At 72.0% G+C, this 6377-nt stretch carries 4 protein-coding genes; 3 read left to right on the top strand and 1 reads right to left on the bottom strand.

The features are described 5' to 3' along the window. Nucleotides 1–171 precede the first annotated feature (171 nt). The 3 genes from ABT129_RS19175 to ABT129_RS19165 all read left to right on the top strand — a co-directional run bounded on the left by ABT129_RS19175 (nucleotide 172) and on the right by ABT129_RS19165 (nucleotide 4148). Nucleotides 172–852: a LuxR C-terminal-related transcriptional regulator gene (locus ABT129_RS19175; protein ID WP_351902434.1), complete on the top strand. Its 681-nt coding sequence runs from the start codon at nucleotides 172–174 to the stop codon at nucleotides 850–852. Nucleotides 853–1153: 301 nt separating this feature from the next. Next, nucleotides 1154–3091: a 2-oxoacid:acceptor oxidoreductase subunit alpha gene (locus ABT129_RS19170; RefSeq protein WP_351902432.1), complete on the top strand. Its 1938-nt coding sequence runs from the start codon at nucleotides 1154–1156 to the stop codon at nucleotides 3089–3091. Then, complete coding sequence (locus ABT129_RS19165; protein ID WP_351902429.1) at nucleotides 3084–4148, top strand: 2-oxoacid:ferredoxin oxidoreductase subunit beta; 1065 nt, start codon at nucleotides 3084–3086, stop codon at nucleotides 4146–4148. Before ABT129_RS19170 ends, ABT129_RS19165 begins: the two co-directional genes overlap by 8 nt. Nucleotides 4149–4193: 45 nt before the next feature. Here the strand turns inward: ABT129_RS19165 and ABT129_RS19160 are convergent, their stop codons facing one another. Continuing rightward, nucleotides 4194–6377 (bottom strand): bifunctional serine/threonine-protein kinase/ABC transporter substrate-binding protein, encoded by a 2184-nt coding sequence (locus tag ABT129_RS19160; protein ID WP_351902426.1) that lies wholly within the window; start codon nucleotides 6375–6377, stop codon nucleotides 4194–4196.

Raw genomic sequence — 6377 nt, 5'->3', positions numbered from 1 at the left:
GGGGGGGGGGCCCGCCCCCCCCCCCCGCGCGCCGGCCCCCGGGCGGCCCCCCCCCCCCCCCCGCCGGGCCCCCGCGTCGGGGGTGGCGCGTCGGGCCGGGCTTCCTGCGATGCTGGCCGGGTCGTAGGAAAGAACTCGGACAACTGGGCATGGGGGCTGTACGGCGTGGGTGTGGATCAGGGGGACGGGCGGGTGCGTGTGGTCATCGCCGAGGATTCCGTGCTGTTGCGGGAGGGGCTGACCAGGCTTCTGACCGATCTGGGGCACGAGGTCGTCGCCGGTGTCGGGGACGGTGAGGCGCTCGTGGAGACCGTCGGGAAGCTGGCGGCGGAGGGGGCCCTGCCGGACGTGGTGGTCGCGGACGTGCGGATGCCGCCGACGCACACGGACGAGGGAGTGCGGGCCGCGGTGCGGCTGCGCAAGGAGTACCCGGGACTGGGCGTGCTGGTGCTGTCGCAGTACGTGGAGGAGCAGTACGCCACCGAACTGCTGGCCGGTTCGAGCCGGGGGGTGGGGTATCTGCTGAAGGACCGGGTCGCGGAGGTCCGTGAGTTCGTGGACGCGGTCGTGCGGGTCGCACGGGGCGGTACCGCGCTGGACCCGGAGGTCGTGCAGCAGCTGCTGGGCCGGAGCCGTCAGCAGGACGTGCTGGCGAACCTGACGCCGCGCGAGCGGGAGGTCCTCGGTCTGATGGCGGAGGGCCGGACGAACTCGGCGATCGCGAAGGCGCTGGTGGTGAGCGACGGCGCGGTGGAGAAGCACATCAGCAACATCTTCCTGAAGCTGGGGCTCTCACCGAGTGACGGCGATCATCGCCGGGTACTGGCGGTGTTGACGTATCTGAAATCCTGACTATCTGACACTCTGTCAGACAACACGGGGAACCCGGGAGGGCGGCCGCCCGTCCCCGAGGGCCTAGGCCCAAAGGATGAGGCGGAATCCGACTTTCCGGATGCTCCGGGTGGCGACAGAACGTGACGATTCAGGGCAAGAGGGCGTCTCAAAAAGAGGTCCATGATGCGAGAAGTCCCGGGAGGGCCCACCCTGCCGTCGTAGGGTGGGCCTCGGGACGGACGGTGATCGGCCGACCGCATCCCGAGCCTTCTCCCGCCTCCGGCGGAGAGTCCCCTTGCCGCGAGGGAGGTCCAGTTCAGTGACCAGCCAGGTCAGTAGCGAGGCCGGTGAGGCCCTGCTCGGGGAGCAGCGCAGCGCCCCGGCGAAGCCCCACCACGGCACCGAGAAGGAAGTGCGCCGCCTCGATCGGGTGATCATCCGCTTCGCGGGTGACTCCGGTGACGGCATGCAGCTGACGGGTGACCGTTTCACCTCGGAGACGGCGTCCTTCGGGAACGACCTCTCCACGCTGCCGAACTTCCCGGCCGAGATCCGGGCACCCGCCGGCACGCTGCCGGGTGTCTCGTCCTTCCAGCTGCACTTCGCCGACCACGACATCCTGACCCCGGGCGACGCGCCGAACGTGCTGGTCGCGATGAACCCCGCCGCCCTGAAGGCCAACATCGCGGACGTACCGCGCGGTGGCGAGATCATCGTCAACACCGACGAATTCGCCAAGCGCGCCATGGCCAAGGTCGGCTACCTGACCTCCCCCCTGGAGGACGGCTCGCTGGACGGCTACCGGGTCCACCCGGTGCCCCTGACCACGCTGACCGTCGAGGCGCTCAAGGAGTTCGGGCTCTCCCGGAAGGAGGCCGAGCGCTCCAAGAACATGTTCGCGCTCGGGCTGCTCTCCTGGATGTACCACCGGCCGACCGAGGGCACCGAGACCTTCCTGCGCCAGAAGTTCGCGAAGAAGCCGCAGATCGCCGAGGCGAACATCGTCGCCTTCCGGGCCGGCTGGAACTTCGGCGAGACCACCGAGGACTTCGCCGTCTCCTACGAGATCGCCCCGGCGACCAGGGCCTTCCCCACCGGCACGTACCGGAACATCTCGGGGAACCTGGCCCTCTCGTACGGTCTGATCGCCGCCGGACGCCAGGCGGACCTGCCGCTCTACCTCGGCTCGTACCCCATCACCCCGGCCTCGGACATCCTCCACGAGCTGTCCAGACACAAGAACTTCGGGGTGCGCACCTTCCAGGCCGAGGACGAGATCGCGGGCATCGGCGCCGCGCTCGGCGCCGCGTTCGGCGGCTCGCTCGCCGTGACGACGACCTCCGGCCCCGGTGTGGCGCTCAAGTCGGAGACGATCGGCCTCGCGGTCTCCCTTGAGCTGCCGCTGCTGGTCGTCGACATCCAGCGCGGCGGCCCGTCCACCGGTCTGCCCACCAAGACCGAGCAGGCCGACCTCCTCCAGGCCATGTACGGCCGCAACGGCGAGGCGCCGGTGCCGGTCGTCGCCCCGAGGACGCCCGCCGACTGCTTCGACGCGGCGATCGAGGCGGCCCGGATCGCCCTGACGTACCGCACGCCGGTCTTCCTCCTCTCCGACGGCTACCTCGCCAACGGCTCGGAGCCCTGGCGCATCCCGGACGTGGCGGAACTCCCCGACCTGCGGACCCTCTTCGCCACCGGGCCCAACCACGAGCTGGCCGACGGCACCGAGGTCTTCTGGCCGTACAAGCGAGACCCCGAGACCCTCGCCCGCCCGTGGGCCGTGCCCGGCACGCCGGGCCTCGAACACCGCATCGGCGGCATCGAGAAGCAGGACGGCACCGGCAACATCTCGTACGACCCCGCCAACCACGAGTTCATGGTCCGCACCCGGCAGGCGAAGATCGACGGCATCGCCGTCCCCGACGTCGAGGTCGACGACCCGGACGGCGCCCGCACCCTGGTCCTCGGCTGGGGCTCCACCTACGGGCCGATCACGGCGGCCGTCCGCCGCCTCAGGGTCGCGGGACTGCCGATCGCCCAGGCGCACCTGCGGCACCTCAACCCGTTCCCGAAGAACCTCGGCGAGGTCCTGGAGCGGTACGACAGGATCGTCGTCCCGGAGATGAACCTCGGCCAGCTCGCCACCCTCGTCCGGGCGAAGTACCTCGTCGACGCCCGCAGCCACACCCAGGTCAACGGCATGCCGTTCAAGGCCGAGCAGCTCGCCGCCGCTCTCAAGGAGGCCATCGATGAGTGAGACTCACGCCGAGCCCCTGCTCAACCTGGTCCCCAAGGCCGAGGCCGTCCAGTCGATGAAGGACTTCAAGTCCGACCAGGAGGTGCGGTGGTGCCCCGGCTGCGGTGACTACGCGGTCCTCGCCGCCGTGCAGGGCTTCATGCCCGAGCTCGGTCTGGCGAAGGAGAACATCGTCTTCGTCTCCGGCATCGGCTGCTCCTCCCGCTTCCCGTACTACATGAACACCTACGGGATGCACTCCATCCACGGCCGCGCCCCGGCCATCGCCACCGGCCTCGCCACCTCCCGCCGCGACCTGTCGGTCTGGGTCGTCACGGGGGACGGCGACGCGCTCTCCATCGGCGGCAACCACCTCATCCACGCGCTCCGGCGCAACGTCAACCTCAAGATCCTGCTCTTCAACAACCGGATCTACGGGCTGACCAAGGGCCAGTACTCGCCCACCTCCGAGGTCGGCAAGATCACCAAGTCGACGCCGATGGGCTCGCTCGACGCGCCCTTCAACCCGGTGTCGCTCGCGCTCGGCGCGGAGGCGTCCTTCGTGGCCCGTACGGTCGACTCCGACCGCAAGCACCTCACCGAGGTGCTGCGGCAGGCCGCCGACCACAACGGCACGGCGCTCGTCGAGATCTACCAGAACTGCAACATCTTCAACGACGGCGCCTTCGAGGTCCTCAAGGACAAGGACCAGGCCAAGGAGGCGGTCATCCGCCTGGAGCACGGGCAGCCGATCCGCTTCGGCGCGGAGAACGAGAAGGGCGTCGTCCGGGACCCGGTGAGCGGCGACCTCCAGGTCGTCACGGTCACCCCCGGGAACGAGGAGAGGATCCTCGTCCACGACGCCCACGCGGCCACCCCCACCACCGCCTTCGCGCTCTCCCGGCTCGCGGACCCGGACACCCTCCACCAGACCCCCATCGGGGTGTTCCGGTCGGTGGAGCGCGCGGTCTACGACACGCTGATGGCGGAGCAGCTCGACGCGGCCGTGGAACAGCACGGCAAGGGCGACCTGGGGCAGCTCCTCGCGGGCAACGACACGTGGACGGTGGCCGGGTAGCACCCGACCCGCCCGAGGGCCCGGTCCGCACGGACCGGGCCTTCGTCACGCACCCGTGAGCGCCGCCTTCGCGAACTCCCCCAGGAACCGCGGCACTCCGTTCCTCACCTGCCACAGGTAGAGACCGACGAGGCTCGCGGCACTGTTCTCCCGGCCGGCGGAGGAGTACGTCTTGACGAGTCCCTGGTAGGGGTTCTGCCGCAGACTGTTCGCCACCCCCGTCGCCTCCGACTCGGCGTGGTTCCCGAGGGTCGTGTGCAGCGCCTGGAGCGTCCAGTTGACCGCGTCGTACGCCTCCGTGGCGTACGGCTCGACGGGCGTCGTGGGGGCCAGCCCCCATCGCTTCCGGTAGAGGGCGGTGAACTCCTTCGCCGCCGGGATGCCGTCGGGGTCGGCGTAGCCGGTGCCGAAGAACCAGCCCTCGGCCGCCGGTCCCGCCAGCGCGAGGAACTCCGGCTGGAGCACGTACTCGACGCTGCCCCGGAGCCCCTGGTACCCCTGGTCGCGCAGGGCCCGGGCGCAGAGCGCGGCCCGGCGCGGCGAGTTCCCCACGTACATCACGCCCTGCGGGTCGGTCGCGAGGGCGGACCGGACGGCGGCGGCGAAGTCCTCGTCGTCCTTCTCGACGGGGTGGGAGGTCGCCACACCTCCCCGGGCCTGCGACGGCGGGGTCTCCCTCATGCTCTTGGCCGCGAACCAGGTGTACCGGCCGCCGGCCCGGTCCTCCACGAGGGCGGTCCGGACGTACTCGCGCTCGGAGAGGTAGCGCGCGAAGGGGACGATCATCGAGTCGGGAGAGGCGCGGGGCTCGAAGTAGGTCCGCTTGATGGTCTGCCCCTCCACCGTCATGCCGGTGGGGACCGAGGCGAGGACGCTCACCAGGGGGACGAAGTGGTCGACGAGCTCGGCCACCGCGGCAAGGACGCTGGGGACCGTCGTCGGGCCGAGGACACCGATCAGGTTCTCGTCCTTGAGCAGGGCGCGGGCGGCGGCCGTGGCCCGCGCCCCGTCCCCACCGTCGTCGGCGGTGCGCAGGACCAGGTCGAAGGGGCGGTCGGGGCGGGCGTTGAAGGACTCCACCGCCACCCGGGCGCCGCGCTCCTGGGCGCGCCCGAGCAGCTTCGTGGGGCCGCTCAGATCGGTGAGCACGCCGATCGTGTAGCGGGGAAGCACGGTGCCGGGCCCCGTCTCCGTTCCCGTCCCCGCCGGCCCGCGGTTCAGCAGCCAGGCGGTCAGGCCGCCCGCTCCCACGACGGCGGCGGCGGAGCCCCCCACCAGGAGCCTGCGGCGCGACATCCCCCGCGAGGGCTCGGAGGGTCCGAGCAGGGTCGGCTCGGCGACCGGCAGGTCCAGGGCCCGTGAGGAGCGCTCGGCGATGAGCGCGGGCAGTCCGGGCGGCAGCCAGTCGCCCGCCGGGCCGTCGGCCCCTCCCAGGGCGGCGCCCACCTCGGCCGCCGGGGGCCGGTCCGCCGGGTCCTTCGCCAGACAGGCGGTGACCAGCGGAAGCAGCGTGTCCGGTACGTCGGTGAGGTCGGGCTCCTCGTGGACGGTGCGGTAGACAACGGCCGCCACCCCGCCCGTACCGAAGGGGCGCTCCCCCGTCAGCGCGTACGCGAGGACGCAGCCGAGGGAGAAGACGTCGCTGGCGGGGCCGACCTCGCCGGCCCCGGCGGCGCGGGCCTGCTCGGGGGCGAGGAAGCCGGGGGTGCCGATCATCGCGTCGGTGGCGGTCAGGGCGGTCGCCCCGGCGGAGCGGGCGATGCCGAAGTCGATGAGCCGGGGGCCGTCGAGGGCGAGCAGGACGTTGCCCGGCTTGACGTCGCGGTGGACGAGCCCGGCCCGGTGCATGTCGTCGAGCGCGGAGGCGAGCCGGGCGCCGAGGGCCCGTACGGTCGGCTCGGGCAGGGCGCCGTGCAGGGCGATCGCCTCGGCGAGGGAGGGCCCGGGCACGTACTCGGTCGCCAGCCACGGCTCCCTGGCCTCCGGGTCCGATCCGAGGACGCGGACCACCCAGCGGCCGGTGATCCGCTCGGCGGCGCGGGCCTCGCGCCGGAACCGCTCCCGGAATCCGGGGTCGGCGGCGTGCTCGGCCCGGATGAGTTTGACGGCGGCGAGCGTCCCGCGGCCGGAGCGGGCGAGGAAGACCACGCCCATGCCTCCGGCGCCGAGGCGGCCGAGCAGCCGGTACCCGGCGATCGTCGACGGGTCTCCCCTGCGCAGTGGTCGCAC

The organism is Streptomyces sp. NPDC002057 (genome assembly GCF_040296665.1).
In the GTDB taxonomy this organism is placed as follows: Bacteria; Actinomycetota; Actinomycetes; order Streptomycetales; family Streptomycetaceae; genus Streptomyces.
The sequence above is the reverse complement of the archived record's forward strand: the minus strand, read 5'-3'. Positions and strand labels throughout refer to the sequence as shown.